Here is a 13,822-nt window from a genome sequence, read left to right on the forward strand (position 1 = left end):
CGAATCTCCTCTTCGAGCGGGTGCGGCGTGCGGTTCGCGCCGTCGCGAACATCCCTCTCACCATAGTGATATTGCGTGGTGCGATCGAGGAGGTCTCAGGATCCGGCGTAGCCCTGCGGTGCCGACTCGACGCTCGGGTAGAGCGGGAAGGCATCGGCGAGCTTCTGGACGCGCGCCCGCAGCGCGGGGATGTCGGCACCCGGCAGCAGGACCCGCGCGATGACGTCGGCGACCTCGGCGAACTCCTCGTCGCCGAATCCGCGCGTGGCGAGCGCCGGCGTGCCGATGCGCAGCCCCGACGTGACCATCGGCGGGCGCGGGTCGTTCGGCACCGAGTTGCGGTTGACCGTGATCTGCACCTCGTGCAGGAGATCCTCCGCCTCCTTGCCGTTGATCGCGGCGTCGCGCAGGTCGACCAGCACGAGGTGCACATCGGTGCCGCCCGAGCGCAGCGTGACGCCCGCGTCGGCGACGTCCTGCTGCAGCAGACGCTCCGCCAGGATCTGCGCGCCGCGCACGGTGCGCTTCTGGCGGTCGGCGAACTCCTCGGTGGCCGCGAGCTTGAAGGCGGTGGCCTTCGCCGCGATCACGTGCATGAGCGGTCCGCCCTGCTGACCGGGGAACACGGCGGAGTTGATCTTCTTCGCGACCGCCTCGTCGTTCGTCAGGATGAAGCCCGAGCGCGGCCCGCCGATCGTCTTGTGCACGGTCGACGAGACGACGTGCGCGTGCGGGACGGGGTTCGGGTGGATCCCCGCGGCGACGAGCCCCGCGAAGTGCGCCATGTCGACCCACAGGTACGCGCCCACCTCGTCGGCGATGCGCCGGAACTCGGCGAAGTCGAGCTGGCGCGGGTACGCCGACCAGCCGGCGATGATCACCTTCGGCTTGTGCTCGTGGGCGAGGCGGCGCACCTCGTCCATGTCGACGAGCGACGTCTCGGCGTCGACGCCGTACGCGACGATGTCGTAGAGGCGGCCGGAGAAGTTGATCTTCATGCCGTGCGTCAGGTGACCGCCGTGGTCGAGCGACAGCCCGAGCACCGTGTCACCCTGGCGGGCGATCGCGTGGAGGACGGCGGCGTTGGCCGAGGCGCCGGAGTGCGGCTGGACATTCGCGAACTCGGCGCCGAACAGGCTCTTGGCTCGCTCGATCGCGAGGTTCTCCGCGACGTCGACCTCCTCGCAGCCGCCGTAGTAGCGACGCCCGGGGTAGCCCTCGGCGTACTTGTTCGTGAGAACGGATCCCTGCGACTGCAGAACCGAGACCGGGACGAAGTTCTCGGAGGCGATCATCTCGAGGAAGCCGCGCTGCCGGTCGAGCTCGCGCTGCAGGACCTGCGCGATCTCGGGGTCGACCTCGGTGAGGGGGGCGTTGAAGAGGGAATCGGTCATGCGTGCTCCAGAACGACGTGGGCGGTGCTCGGGGTGATCGCTTCGGCCCAGGCGCGCGGCCGAATGCCGTTCTCAGGTGCCGCTCCCCGGTGGTCTTCCACCTCGGGCGCCAGTCGCGACGCGTCCGATCATACCGGTTGCGCATCGCGCTCTCGAGGACGGGTGTTCACGATTACGATGTTGAGCAGCTGGGCGACACCCGCCCCGCGTTCCGAGGGGAGAGAACTCATGACCCGCACTCGACAGGCCATGACGCTCGCTGCCGTCGCCGCCTCCGCGCTCCTGCTCGCCGGCTGCGCGTCCGCGAACTCCGCTGGTGGGACCGACGGCGAGGCCGTCGACGCCGACGCACTCGTCGGCGCCACGTACGCCAGCTCGGAGGAGGGCGAGCCGCAGCTCACCTTCGCCGACGACGGCACCTACACGGGCACGGACGGCTGCAACGGTCTCCAGGGCGAGTACGAGATCACCGACGATGAGATCGTCCTCGACCCCGGCATCTCGACGCTCAAGGCCTGCGAGGGGGTCGACACGTGGCTCCGCGACGCGAAGACGCTTCAGGTCGATGGCGACGCGATGGTCGTGTTCGACAGCTCCGACGCCGAGATCGGCACACTCGCGCTCGACTGAGCAGCGCCGCACGACGACGCGGCCCGCGGATCCTCAGAGGATCCGCGGGCCGCTTTCTCGTCTGCGCATGCGCCGGCGAACGCCGCTGGGGCGGGACGTCCTCACACGAGGACGTCCCGCCCCAGCGGGTCACTCACTGATGCGTCAGGCGCGAATCGCGCGACGCACCGCCAGCAGGATGCCACCGGCGAGCAGCGCCACTGCGGCGCCGCCGGCGAGCGGCAGCATCATGCTCATGTCGGCACCCGTTGCGGGGAGCTCGTCACCGGGCTGCTCCGGCGCGGGAGCCGGCGCGGGCTCCTCGTCGCTGCCGCCGTTGCCCGGCTCCTCGCCGCCGCCGCCGTTACCCGGCTCCTCGGGAGCGGGAGTCGGCTCGGGCGTGGGCTCGGGGCTCGGGGCGGGCTCCTCAGCCACGACGACCTCGAAGGTCGCCTCGGACGCGGCGCTCGAGACGCCGGCCGTCGACTGCGTCGCCGTCACCGTGTAGGTGCCGGGAGCGAGCTGCGCGTCGAAGTCGACCATCCACGTGCCGCCGACGACCTCGGTGTCACCGACCTCGGCGAACGCCTCGAGCTGCGCCTCGGTGGCGTTGTCGCCCTCGATCGAGACGTCGACCATCGCGCCCTCGATGCCGGACTCGCCGATGACGGCGGGAAGCTGACCCTCGACGTAGCTGCCGCCGTTCTCGGGCGTCACAATGCTCGGGGCACCGGGAACGACCTGGAACGACACCCAGCGGGCCTCAGACTCGACGCCCATGCGGGACTGCGTGACGCCGACCGTGTAGGCGCCGAAGCCGAGCTCGGTCTCGACCGACCACGTGCCGTCCTTCTTGACGGTGGTCGAGCCCTCGGCGTCGCCCTTGAGCGCGATCGTCGCACCGGCGTCGCCGGTGCCCGTGATCTCGGTGATCACATCGGTGGTGGTGAGCTCGTTCTCGGGGCTCGTGATGCCAGGAGCATCGACCGTGATCTGGCTGGTCTTGACCGTGGCGTTCACCTTGTCGGAGACGTTGTAGCCCTGCTTCGCGACGAGCGAGATGTCGAACGAACCGACCTCACGGGGCGCCTGGAACGTGAACTCGCCGTTCGCGTCGGCCTTCGCCGTCGCGGTGATGTCACCCGAGATCGTGACGGTCGAGCCCGCGGGAGCGGTGCCCGTGTAGGTGCCGCCGCGCGTGACCGTCTTCTTCGAGACGCCCGGCTCGGCCAGGTCGAGCATGACCTGGTACTCGCCCGCGCCCTGATCCGCTGCGACCTGGAGGCCGTGCTGGAGATCCGTGTACCAGAGGTAGTCACCCGACGCGCTGCCACCGCTCGTGACGCCGACGGCCTCGGTGCCCTGAACGACGGAGCCGCCCGAGTCACCCCCGAGGACAAGGGGCTCGGAGCCGGTCTGCTCGGCACCGTATCCCTTCACCCAGCGGTTGCTGACGGACATCCAGCCCTCTTCGATGACGACGCCTGTCTGGCGACCCGTCGTGCGACCGCTGCGCTCGATCTGCTCGCCGATCTCGGCGGTGCCGACCGACTCGACCTTGGTGGTCGACGCTGCCAGGTCGTCGCTTCCTGCCGTCGTCCAGTCGGTGACCTCGGGGCGCAGCGTCAGCGCACCGCTGATGTCGTCGATGATCGAGATGTCGGTCGACGTCGCGCCGCCCTCGGAGCCATCGGAGTTGCCCGGGCCGCCGTACTGCGAGAAGCCGAACGTGCCGAGCGCATCCATCGGAACGAAGCCGGGACCGCCGACAGCCTGCTCCTCGGAGGGAACCGAGCGGTACACGTCCGTGATCGATCCGTCGTTCGCGCAGTGCCCGGCCGAGATCAGCGCGGGCTCACCCTGCGGGGACCATGCCGAGAACCCGAGCGAGCACGTGTAGAGCGACCCGGGCTCGGACGGGTCCTCCATGACGTAGCCGGCGCCGCCGACGACCTCATCCTGTGCCGCGGACACCAGCTGCTCTGCGTCGGTGTCGACCACGACGTTGTCGTACGTCGCCTCGAGCTTCTTCGCCGAGGCCACGGATGCCGACGTCGCGACGAGCCCGCCGTCACCCTCCGCGCCTTCTTCCAGCGTCGAGACGGTGATGATGCCGTCCGCATCGACCGTGACGCCGACGACGCCCTCGATCTGCATGGCTTCGACCGCGACCTCGTCGAGCGTCGCGTTCTTCGGCGCGGTCTCGGCTGCGGCGGCGGGCGCGACGATGAGCGCGCTTGCGGCGAGTGCCGCGGCGGCGCCGGCGGCGCCCAAGCGGATCCCTCGTGTGATTGTGGAGCTCAAAAGAGTCCTCTCCCCGGTGTGAAGGCGGTCGAAGCCGCCTCATGCGTGTGAATTCGCTGACGTCCCCCGGTGCGCGGCACAGTCCCTTGTGCGAGGCGCACGGAGCAGACACAGCTTCTCGACCCTATAGATGACTCGCGCTCCGTGCCGAATCTTCCAGGCACGCGCATAGACCTGTTTGCTACGCGAACGCCGCTGGGGCGGGGCGAGTCACGTGGACTCACCCCGCCCCAGCGGGTCTTTCAGCTGTGCGTCAGGCGCGGACCGCGCGGCGCAGCGCGAGGAGCGCTCCACCTGCGAGCAGTGCGACTGCGGCGCCACCGGCGAGCGGCAGCATCGAATTCATGTCGGCACCCGTCGCGGCGAGCTCATCATCGTCTCCGCCGCCTTCACCGGGCTGCTCGCCACCGCCGTTGCCGTCACCCGGCTCCTCGGAGGCGGCCACGACATCGAACGTCGCCGAAGCGGCGGCGCTGGTGACACCAGCCGTCGACTGCGTCGCCGTCACCGTGTAGGTGCCGGGAGCGAGCTGCTCGTTGAAGTCGACCATCCACGTGCCGCCGACGACCTCGGTGTCGCCGACTGCGTCGAGCGCCTCGAGCTGCGCCTCGGTGAGGTTGTCGCCCTCGATCGAGACGTCGACCATCGCGCCCTCGATCCCCGATTCGCCGACCACCGAAGGAAGCTGGCCCTCCTCGTAGGTGCCGCCGTCTTCAGGCGTCGCGATGCTCGGCGCACCGGGAACGACCTGGAACGAGACCCAGCGGGCCTCCGACTGCACACCCTTGAACTCCTGCGTCACGCCGACCGTGTAGGCGCCGAAGCCGAGCTCGGTCTCAACCGACCACGTGCCGTCGTCAGCGACCATCGCGGTGCCCTCGGCATCGCCCTGCAGCATGACCGTGGCGCCGGGCTCGCCGGTTCCGGTGATCGCGGTGACGACCTCGGTCGTGCTCATCTCGTTCTCGGGGCTGGTGATCCCCGGGGCGTCGACGGTGATCTCGCTGGTCTTGACCGTGGCGTTCACCTTCTCGGACACGTTGTAGCCCTGCTTCGCGACCAGTGAGATGTCGAATGAGCCGACCTCGTTCGGCGCGGGGAACGAGAAGTATCCGCTGTCGTCCGCGGGAACCTCGGCCTCGATGTCTCCGGTGATGGTGACCATCGAGTTCGCCGGTGCCGAACCGGTGAAGGATCCGTCGCGCTCCGTCATGTCGCGCTCGACGGCCGGCTCGGCGATGTCGAGCATGACCTGGTAGTCGCCGACCGCTCCGCGGATCTGGTCGAGTCCGAGATCGAGGTCAGCCCACCAGGAGTAGCCCTCGATGCCGCCCGACAGAACGCCCATCGCGGCACCGTTCGAGATCGCCGATCCACCCGAGTCACCCGGGATCGTCGTGATCTGGGCACCGAAGCCCTTGACGATGCGGTCCTCGACCATGACGTAGCCCTCGTCGTAGACCTCGCTCTCGGCGTAGCCCGTCGTGCGTCCACTGCGCTGAAGCGGGTCGCCCGGCGCGGCGTTCTTGACACCCGTGATCGGCTGCGACGATGCGAACAGGTCGTTCTGCGAGGCCGTCGACCAGTCGGTCATGCGCGGCTTGAGCGTGAGGTTCTCATTCGTGACATCGAACACCGCGATGTCGGTGAGGGGCTCGGAGGTGTCCTGCGACGTCGAGTTGCCCGGACCGCCGAACTGCGCGAACGCGAGGCTGCCGAGGTCCTTCCAGATCACGCCGCCCTCGCCGCCGTTGGCGGGGTCGGTCGCGGGCTCGGTGAGGTAGCTCGTCGTGTACGCGCCGTCACCCGTGCAGTGACCGGCCGAGATGTAGGCCGGGTCGCCGTTCGGCGACCATGCCGGGAAGCCGATCGAGCAGTAGCCGCCCTCGCCCGCGTCGTTGAAGGACGCGTAGCCCTGGCCGCCGACGACGTCGTTCTCGCCGAACGCCTTGATCGCCTCGGGCAGCTGCTGGACCGCGACATTCGAGTACTGCTGGGCGATGGCCTCGGCGGAGGTCGCATCGGCGGAGTACGGCTTGATGCCGCCCTCTCCGGCGTCCCCCTCAGGAACCGTCTTGATGAGGATCTGGCTGCCATCCGTTGTGACGGCCTGGACGCCCGCCGCGTCGAAGGCGACGGCGGCGATCTCATCGAGGGTCGCCGGAGCGCCGCCCTCTTCTGCCATCGCAGGTGTGACGAGCAGCGCGCCTGCGGCGAGTGCCGCGGCGGCGCCGACAGCACCCAAGCGGGCGCTTCGTGTGAATGTGGAGCTCAAGCGCTTCCCCTTTTCCGAGGCGACCAGGGTCGCCGTCTCAACATGTGATTGCAACATGCCCGAGCGGGAAGACCCAGCAGATTCCTAGCTCCCCCAACAGACACAGCATGCTCACGATACAAAAAATCCGGATAGATTGGGAAAAAATCTCTGAACAGCCGATGACGGGACAGCGACGCCGGCACGCGCTTCCCTGAGAATCCGCGGACAGATCGACGTAAACTGAAATTTTTTCTACACCTGTCTTGCGAGGGATCCATGGACCCACAGACCTTCGTCGGTGCGACGTTCCTCAGCTCCGAGAACGGTCGGCCGCGACTGACCTTCTCGAGCGACGGCACCTACTCGGGCTCCGACGGCTGCAACGGACTGCAGGGCGGTTACACGCTCGACGGCGACACGATCACCCTCGCCCCCGGGCTCTCCACGCTGCGTGCGTGCCGGGGCGTCGACAGCTGGCTGCACGCCGCGAAGACGCTCGAACTCGACGGCGACACGCTGCGCGTCTGCGACGCGACCGGCGCCGAGATCGGCGCACTGACGCGCGACTGATCCGCCGACCAGACGAAATGAGGCGGCTCGCGCACCCATCCCCCGATGGATCCGCGAGCCGCCACTCGGGAAGGATCTCCACGTTCCTCGCCGCGCCCGGTCTTACTTCCCCCGAATGCCGGGCGACGCCTCTCTCACCCGTCAAGACGGCGGATCACGCGTTTCGTGACGCGACTCCGGCAAGTTTTTCTCCAGATCCTAGAAACCCTTGGTCAGGCACAACATCCGCGGTGAAGATCGATCGCCGCTTGGCACGAAGCACCCTCGCGGGGGAGAATCATACGAACGCCCGAACCCGAGGAGCACCATGCCCGACACGCACGACGAGCACGTCCCAGACGTGTCAGACGTGTCGGATGGCGACCTCGTCCTGCGGTCCCGCTCGGGCGATACGGCGGCATTCGGTGAGCTCTGGGCGCGTCACTACCGCTCGGGAATCACCGCCGCGCGAGGCGTGACGTCGAGCATCGACTCCGACGATCTCGTGCAGGAGGCCTACGCCAAGATCTTCCAGACCGTGCAGCGCGGCGGCGGGCCGACGGGCTCGTTCCGCGCGTATCTGTTCACGACGATCCGGCACACGGCGGCGACCTGGGGGCGCTCCCGCGGCGATGTCGCGATCGACGAGATGGATCACATCCAGGATCCGTCCACGACCGACGACGCCGCCGAGGCCGCGCTCGATCGCGGACTCACCCACACGGCCTTCCGCAGCCTGCCCACACGCTGGCAGGAAGTGCTCTGGTACACCGAGATCGAGCAGATGAAGCCGCGCGAGGTCGGCCCCCTGCTCGGGATGAAGTCGGCGGCTGTCTCGCAGCTCGCCGTTCGCGCACGCGAAGGGCTCCGTGAGGCGTGGATCCAGGCGCACCTCGCGTCCGTCGAAGACGGGTCCGAGCATCAGTGGGTCATCGAGCGCCTCGGCGCGCACACACGCGGAAATGTCGGATCGCGCGACCGCAAGCGACTCGACGCGCACCTCGCCGACTGCGCGCGCTGCACCATCGTCGCGTCTGAGGCGAAGGACGTCGGCAGCCGCCTCGCGATGATCCTCCTCCCCCTCGCGATCGGGGTTCCGGCCGCCGGCGCCTACCTCGCGTCCCTGCAGCGCGGCGAGCAGGCCCTCGTCGCCCTCGCTGTCATGCCTCCCGCCGTCGTCGAGGGAGCCGCCACCGGCGGCGCGGCCGTCGCCGGTGGCGGCGCCGCACTCGCGGGCGCGGGCGGCGGTGCGAGCGGCGGGTCCTCCGGCGGCGCCTCCTCCGGCGCCGCGTGGACAGTCGGCGGGCTGGTCACGGCGAGCGTGGCGACGGCTGCCGTCGTCGCAGCTGTGGCGGCAGCGTCGTTCTCGGCGAATCCCTCCGGCCCCTCGGCCGCCGGCGATGCCTTCGGCGGAGCGCCGGTACCGAACGAGGCGTCGATCGAGGCATCCGACGACCTCAGCGAGAGCACCGAGCCGGACGACGCGCCCGACGACGCGGACGATTCCGAAGACGAGTCGACGGCGCCCCTCGCGATCACCGGAGCGCACGTGGTCAACGCGCAGTCGCGCACCGTCTCGCTCGCGGTGAGCGGTGAGGCAGGCGCGTCGGTCCTCGTCCGCGTCGGCGACGGCAGCTCGACGGGCGCCGGCGGCTCGGGCGATCAGCCCGCGATGTCCGTCCTGCGCGCCGTCGGCGGAGCATCGGCCGGGGAATCGACGATCGACGGCGGCGGATCCGCCAGCCTCACGTTCTCCCTCACGGCCGACCAGGTGCGCAGCGACGCCTCCGTCTCGGTCGTCTACGACGAATCGGCCGAGGTCCCCGTCTCCACGACGCTCTCGGCCCTGGGCGTGCGGGACGACCTGCTCCACGCGCTCGAGCCGACGCCCACCCCCAACCCCACGCCGACTCCCGAGCCGACCCCGGATCCTGAGCCGACGCCCGATCCCGAGCCGACGCCCGAGCTGCCGCAGCCGGATCCGCCGCGCCCCGGCCCGGAGCCCGCCCCCGAGCCTCCGAAGCCGAGTCCGACGCCCACGCCGACCCCGTCTCCCGCACCTCCGGCGCCCGCCGCTCCCGCCGCGCCGCAGGACGTGGTCACGTCGGTCGACGGCGACAGCGTCACGGTCGAGTGGAACGGCGTCGACGACGCCAAGGACTACACGGTCTACCGCGGCAGCGACGAGGAGTTCGACGACGCCGAAGAGATCGACGCGCTCGAAGAGACCTCGTTCGTCGACGCGAACCTGGAGCCCGGCACGTACCACTACTTCGTCACCGCCACCGGTCCGGGCGGAGAGAGCGACCCGAGCGAGGCCGTCGAGGCGACGGTGAAGGAGCCGGAATCGGCCCCGTCGCCGACGCCCACTCCAACACCTGCGCCCGAGCCGACACCCACGCCCGACCCCAGTCCCGAGCCGAAGCCGGAGCCCACGCCGGATCCGACTCCCGATCCCACGCCTGAGCCCGAGTCTGTGACCCCGGACGCTCCGGAGGACGTCGTCGCGGTCGCCGTCGATACGAGCATCAGCGTCGAGTGGACGCCGGTCGACGACGCCGAGATGTACAACGTGTACCGCGCCGATGGCTCGGCCGGCTTCGGATCCGCACACGTGGTGGCCGAGGGAACGGCCGAGATCGCCCTCGAGCAGACCGATCTCGCGCCCGGCAGGTACACCTACTTCGTCACGGCGATCGCCGACGAGGAGAGCACGGCGACCGCGTCCGAGCCAGTGACCATCGAGGAGCCCGCGCCCGAGGCGCTGTTCCCCGAGGGCGCGCCGGCGATCGCGGCGGCCACGCTCGTCGATCCGCCGGGCCTCCTGGCGAACGACTACGCGCTCGACCTCACTGGTGCGCCCGGTGCGACGCTCAACCTGCGCTTCACGGGCCTGATCGACGGCATCTCCGAGACGACCGACGTCGACCTGACGCTCGACGAGAGCGGCAGGGCGACGTACACCCTGCGCGTCGGCATCCTCTCGACGGAGAACCCGATCGCCCTCCGCTACATCGGACAGGATGACGCTGGCGCCCGCGTCGAGAGCGACGACGTATCGGCCTTCACGATCGGCGACTTCGGCGAGGCGGACGGCCCCGCACCCTCCTGAGGAGATGCGCACTCCTGAGGATCCGCCCGCCCCGGATCATCATCAATCCAGCACATCTCCTCACGAACGCACTTCTCGCGCAACGCACCCCGCACCCTCCTGAGGAGATGCGCGCTCCTGAGGATCCGCCTGCCCGGGAGCTTCCTCAATCCGGCACATCTCCTCACGAACGCGCAGGCACGACCCATGCCGCCGCGTCGGGCGGCAGCAGCCCCTCCTCGAGGTCCGCGCTGAGGGCGATCGCGTGGCCCTCCGGGAGCGCGAGGGGGTCCTCGCCGAGGTTCGCGAGGACCATCACGTCGCCGTTGCGGAACGCCAGGACGTCGTCGCCGGCGCCGTCCATCCATTCGACGTCCCCCGTGCCGAGGCCGTGCTCGCGGCGCAGCCGGAGGATCCGCCGGTAGAGCGACAGCGTCGACGACGGATCCGCGATCTGCGCGTCGCGCGCGAACGACCCCCAGTGCGGCGGCTGCGGAAGCCACGACTCCCCCGTGTCGTTGAAGCCGTGCGACGGGCCATCTGCCGTCCAGGGAAGGGGGACGCGGCATCCGTCGCGCCCGTAGGCTTCGCCTTCCGATCGGAAGAAGCGCGGATCCTGGCGCTCGTCATCGGCGATCTCCGTCACCTCGGGCAACCCGAGCTCCTCGCCCTGATACAGGTAGGAGGATCCGGGGAGGCCGAGCATCACCATCGTCGCCGCACGGCCGCGGCGCAGAGCGATCACCGGGTCGGGAAGGACCGCGGAGTCGGGTCCGAGAGCGACGGACTGCTCCTCGGCCGGGAGCGCGAGCCGCGACGTGTGGCGCACGACGTCGTGGTTCGAGAGCACCCAGGTCGACGGCGCCCCGACGGCGCCGAACACCTCGCGCGACTCGTCGATCACTGCGCGCAGACGTTCGGCGTCCCATGGCGTGCCCAGGTAGTTCATGTTGAACGCCTGATGCATCTCGTCGGGTCGCACCCACAGGGCGACCTGCGCGAGCGTGGGCAGCCAGGCTTCGGCACAGAGCGCGCGGTCGCCGTCGTAGGAGTCGAGCAGCCGCCGCCAGTCGCGGTAGATCTCGTGAACGCCCTCCTGCGCGAGGTACGGGGCCTCGTTGCCGAGGCCGCCCATCGCCCCGGTGCGGGTGGTGTCGTGATCGGGCAGGTCGGGATCCTTCACGAGGCCGTGCGCGACGTCGACGCGGAAGCCGTCGGCGCCACGGTCGAGCCAGAACCGCAGGATGCTGCGGAACTCCTCCCGCACCTCCTCGTTCTGCCAGTTGAAGTCGGGCTGCGAGCTGTCGAACAGATGCAGGTACCACTGGCCGGGCGACCCATCCGGATCGACCGTGCGGGTCCACGCGGATCCCCCGAAGAAGGACGGCCAGTTGTTGGGCGGTTCCTCGCCGCGCGGCCCCTTGCCATCGGAGAAGATGTAGCGCGCGCGCTCGGGGGAACGAGGAGCCGCGGCGAGCGCCTGCTGGAACCACGGATGCTGGTCGCTCGAGTGGTTCGGCACGAGGTCGACGATGACGCGGATCCCCCTCTCGTGCGCCGCCGCGAGGAACGCGTCGAAGTCGGCGAGCGTGCCGAACAGCGGGTCGATGTCGCGGTAGTCGCTGATGTCGTATCCCGCGTCCTTCTGGGGCGACGGCATGAAGGGCGAGAACCAGACGGCGTCGACGCCGAGGTCGGCGAGGTGGTCGATGCGCGAGAGCGCCCCGGCGAGATCGCCGATGCCGTCGCCGTCCGCATCGGCGAACGAGCGCGGGTAGACCTGGTAGATGACGGCGGATCGCCACCACTCGGCACGGGGAGTCGTCATGCGTCGATGATCGTGCCCTGCGACGGCGACGCGCAAGCGATCAGCCGCCGTACTTCTCGACGAGGTCGTCGATGTCCGAGGGGACGATCGGCACACCGCCCGTCTCGGGGCCGATCGGCACGCCGCCCGAGTCGATCCATACGGCCGTATCGGTTGGCAGATGCGCGTCCGCGAGCGGGCCGCTCGCGGCGATCACCTGACCCGACGGCAGGGGGAACGGCTGCTCGCCGAAGTTCACCACGACCGTGATGTCGTGGTTGTGGAACGCCAGCACGTCCTCGCCGACATCGTCGATCCACACGAGCACGCTGCGACCCAGACGACGGGCGCGCCGCTCGCGCAGGAGCCGCCGATACAGGTTGAGGGTGGATCCCGGATCCGCTCGCTCGACATCGCGCGCGTGCACATCCCACCCCTCCGGCTGGGGCAGCCAGGTCTCGCCGGTCTCGCTGAACCCCGCGGAGGGCGCACCCGCCGTCCACGGGATCGGCACGCGGCAGCCGTCGCGGCCGTAGCGGCGCCCCTGCGTGCGCGCGAATGTCGGATCCTGTCGCGCCTCGTCCGGGATGTCGACGACCTCAGGCAGCCCCAGCTCCTCGCCCTGGTACAGGTACGCGGATCCGGGGAGCGCGAGCATGAGCATCGTCGCCGCGCGCGCCCGGTGCAGGCCCGTCTCGTGCTCGGGGATGCGCGGCGAGCGCGGGCCGATTCCGTCATCCTGGTCGGGCGGCAGCATCAGTCGCGTCGCGTGGCGGATGACGTCGTGGTTCGACAGCACCCACGTCGCCGGCGCGCCGACGGCGGGGTACGCGCGCAGCGACTCGGTGATGACGTCGCGCAGGGCCTGCGGATCCCACCCCGTCATGAGGTAGCCGAAGTTGAACGCCTGGTGCATCTCGTCGCGGCGCACCCACAGCGCCGTCTTGTCCGCCGTCGAGAGCCATGCCTCGGCGCAGAGCACCCGGTCGCCCTCGTACTCGGCCATCACCTGGTGCCACTCGCGGAAGATGTCGTGCACCTCGGGCTGGCCGCGGTAGGGCGAGAGGTCGTCCCTGCTGCCCATCGGGCCGGAGTTCGATGGCTTCTGGTGGTCGCCCATCTCCTCCTTCTTGATGAGGCCGTGCGCGACGTCGACACGGAAGCCGTCCACTCCCCTGTCGAGCCAGAACCGCAGGATGTCGAGGAACTCGGCCCGCACCTCCGGGTTCCGCCAGTTGAAATCGGGCTGCGAGCTGTCGAACAGGTGCAGGTACCACTGGCCGGCGGATCCGTCGGGTTCGGTGATGCGTTCCCACGCGGATCCGCCGAACTCGCTCTCCCAGTTGTTGGGCGGCAGCTCGCCGTCGGATCCGCGGCCGTCGAGGAAGAGATATCGCTCGCGAGCCGCGGATCCGGGGCCCGCCGCCAGCGCCTCCTGGAACCAGGCGTGCGCGACCGACGAGTGGTTCGGGACGAGATCGACGATGACGCGGATCCCCCGCTCATGCGCCGCCGCGAGGAACGCGTCGAAGTCGACGAGCGTGCCGAACAGCGGATCGATGTCGCGGTAGTCGGCAACGTCGTATCCCGCATCGCGCTGCGGAGACCGCATGAAGGGCGAGAACCAGATCGCATCGACGCCGAGGTCGGCGAGATCGTCGATGCGGGTGAGGGCGCCGGGCAGATCACCGACGCCGTCGCCGTTCGCATCGGCGAACGAACGGGGATAGATCTGATAGATGACGGCTTCGCGCCACCACTCGTCGCCCAGTGCCATCGCGGTTGCCCCTTCGTGTCGCGACCGTTGTCCC

General features: G+C 69.8%; 8 protein-coding genes and 1 riboswitch. Of the genes, 3 read left to right on the plus strand and 5 right to left on the minus strand.

What is annotated here, in order from left to right; genetic code table 11:
* Nucleotides 1–95 precede the first annotated feature (95 nt).
* Nucleotides 96–1,394 carry a serine hydroxymethyltransferase gene (gene glyA / locus KOL93_RS13605; protein ID WP_221585933.1) on the minus strand — a complete coding sequence of 433 codons (1,299 nt, stop codon included), beginning with the start codon at nt 1,392–1,394 and terminating at the stop codon, nt 96–98.
* Between the two features lie 38 nt (nt 1,395–1,432).
* A riboswitch (ZMP/ZTP riboswitch) is annotated at nt 1,433–1,521 on the minus strand.
* A 101-nt stretch (nt 1,522–1,622) separates the two neighbouring features.
* On the opposite strand from glyA, the gene KOL93_RS13610 reads away from it, so the two are divergent.
* Complete coding sequence (locus KOL93_RS13610) at nt 1,623–2,024, plus strand: META domain-containing protein (protein ID WP_260406566.1); 402 nt, start codon at nt 1,623–1,625, stop codon at nt 2,022–2,024.
* A gap of 144 nt (nt 2,025–2,168) precedes the next feature.
* Here the strand turns inward: KOL93_RS13610 and KOL93_RS13615 are convergent, their stop codons facing one another.
* Nucleotides 2,169–4,277 carry a S1 family peptidase gene (locus tag KOL93_RS13615; protein ID WP_221585934.1) on the minus strand — a complete coding sequence of 703 codons (2,109 nt, stop codon included), beginning with the start codon at nt 4,275–4,277 and terminating at the stop codon, nt 2,169–2,171.
* 283 nt (nt 4,278–4,560) lie between these two features.
* A complete protein-coding gene (locus KOL93_RS13620) occupies nt 4,561–6,582 on the minus strand; it encodes a S1 family peptidase (protein ID WP_221585935.1) in 2,022 nt (673 codons plus the stop codon).
* A 258-nt stretch (nt 6,583–6,840) separates the two neighbouring features.
* Here KOL93_RS13620 and KOL93_RS13625 point away from each other — a divergent pair, with 258 nt between their 5' ends.
* Nucleotides 6,841–7,134, plus strand: coding sequence for an META domain-containing protein (locus KOL93_RS13625; RefSeq protein WP_221585936.1), 294 nt, complete (start codon nt 6,841–6,843; stop codon nt 7,132–7,134).
* Nucleotides 7,135–7,441: 307 nt separating this feature from the next.
* Entirely contained in the window at nt 7,442–10,225 is a 2,784-nt protein-coding gene (locus tag KOL93_RS13630; protein WP_221585937.1) for a sigma-70 family RNA polymerase sigma factor, read from the plus strand.
* A 163-nt stretch (nt 10,226–10,388) separates the two neighbouring features.
* On the opposite strand, the gene KOL93_RS13635 is transcribed toward KOL93_RS13630, so the two are convergent.
* Nucleotides 10,389–12,032, minus strand: coding sequence for a glycoside hydrolase family 13 protein (locus KOL93_RS13635; protein ID WP_221585938.1), 1,644 nt, complete (start codon nt 12,030–12,032; stop codon nt 10,389–10,391).
* A gap of 40 nt (nt 12,033–12,072) precedes the next feature.
* On the minus strand, nt 12,073–13,788 hold the full coding sequence (locus tag KOL93_RS13640) for a glycoside hydrolase family 13 protein (RefSeq protein WP_221585939.1): 1,716 nt from the start codon (nt 13,786–13,788) through the stop codon (nt 12,073–12,075).
* Nucleotides 13,789–13,822: the final 34 nt, after the last annotated feature.

It is taken from the genome of Microbacterium salitolerans (assembly GCF_019720895.1).
In the GTDB taxonomy this organism is placed as follows: domain Bacteria; phylum Actinomycetota; class Actinomycetes; order Actinomycetales; family Microbacteriaceae; genus Microbacterium.

What these genes read in the sequence shown, in the direction of transcription:
- KOL93_RS13635 (WP_221585938.1), bottom strand. Translation starts at nt 12,032, where the DNA reads ATGACGACTCCCCGTGCCGAGTGGTGGCGATCCGCCGTCATCTACCAG.
- glyA (WP_221585933.1), bottom strand. Translation starts at nt 1,394, where the DNA reads ATGACCGATTCCCTCTTCAACGCCCCCCTCACCGAGGTCGACCCCGAG.
- KOL93_RS13630 (WP_221585937.1), top strand. Translation starts at nt 7,442, where the DNA reads ATGCCCGACACGCACGACGAGCACGTCCCAGACGTGTCAGACGTGTCG.
- KOL93_RS13610 (WP_260406566.1), top strand. Translation starts at nt 1,623, where the DNA reads ATGACCCGCACTCGACAGGCCATGACGCTCGCTGCCGTCGCCGCCTCC.
- KOL93_RS13640 (WP_221585939.1), bottom strand. Translation starts at nt 13,788, where the DNA reads ATGGCACTGGGCGACGAGTGGTGGCGCGAAGCCGTCATCTATCAGATC.
- KOL93_RS13625 (WP_221585936.1), top strand. Translation starts at nt 6,841, where the DNA reads ATGGACCCACAGACCTTCGTCGGTGCGACGTTCCTCAGCTCCGAGAAC.